The organism is Vibrio sp. M250220 (assembly GCF_036533795.1).
Classification (GTDB): domain Bacteria; phylum Pseudomonadota; class Gammaproteobacteria; order Enterobacterales; family Vibrionaceae; genus Vibrio.
This window is the reverse complement of record NZ_JATABI010000171.1, coordinates 1-1060: the sequence shown is the minus strand read 5'-3', so window position 1 is coordinate 1060 and position 1060 is coordinate 1. Positions and strand designations below refer to the sequence as shown.

Genomic DNA, 1060 nt, shown 5'->3' with positions numbered 1-1060 from the left:
TCGCAGATGCACAAACGCACCAAGTGCTCTGGATTGGTCTAGGTAGAGCACGCAAGGACATACGTCCCTTCTTTGAAACTCTTGGAGAATACGCTCAAAATATCGAAGTTGTGGCAATGGATATGAACACAGCTTTTGACCTAGAAGTCCAAGCTCATTGTCCTAATGCCCGTATCGTTTATGACCTCTTTCATGTCGTCGCTAAGTTTGGTCGAGAAGTGATGGATAGAGTCCGAGTTGATCAAGCGAATCAACTGAAAGATGACAAAAATGCTCGGCGTTGGATCAAACGCTCCCGTTGGGTGCTACTGAAAAATCAAGAGAACTTAAACACTAAGCAACAGAGTTATCTGGATGAGATACTTGCGGTCAATCGTGACTTAATGGTGACCCATTTGCTAGGAGCTCAACTCAAAGAGCTCTGGTATTGCAGCCAGCTTCGTATCATCTAAATACATGTACCTTGGAAGGGATCAATAACAAGATTAAGCTAATAAAAAGAATGGGCTATGGATACCGAGATACGGAATACTTCTTTATGAAGATAAAAGCGGCTTTCCCCGGAAAGCCGCGATGAACCTTTTTTTATAGCGAGAATATTTTCTCTTTTCAGAGACAAGTCCTATCAACATCTTCTAGGTCCAGCATCTCATGATGTTTACAGCCAAACCTTACCTTCAGCGTAAGTCCCGCTGCCATTGTCCGAAGGAGCAGCGCTCGTATTGTCCCCTATCTCAAAGCGCGTAATCCACAGCCCGTACCCGATTTCCACACCTGAAGCACTCCTCTCCCTAATACCAATCTAAGTAAAAATATGGTCTAATTGAGGCTGTCATTTCTACACGAGAATGCCATGGATAGCTTCGACAACATCGACTTTAAAAAACTCGCTAGTCAGCAGAAGTCTATACAAATGAAGATGCGCTTACTTGCTCTAGCACACTTTAAAGAAGGGCGGTCTCGAACACAGATTGCCAAATACCTGAAGGTAAGCCGCACTAGCGTGAACAAGTGGGTTCATACCTTTCTTGAGGAGGGACTTGAAGGACTACAGGAAAAG

Annotated in this window: 1 protein-coding gene and 1 pseudogene; both read left to right on the top strand. The window is 44.2% G+C overall.

Features of this window, described 5'->3' with window-relative positions; translation table 11 throughout:
* Positions 1-577: pseudogene (locus QTN94_RS20200) on the top strand (ISL3 family transposase); the annotation flags it as partial.
* A gap of 276 nt (positions 578-853) precedes the next feature.
* A partial coding sequence (locus QTN94_RS20195; RefSeq protein ID WP_331428674.1) for a helix-turn-helix domain-containing protein occupies positions 854-1060 on the top strand: 207 nt, incomplete at its 3' end.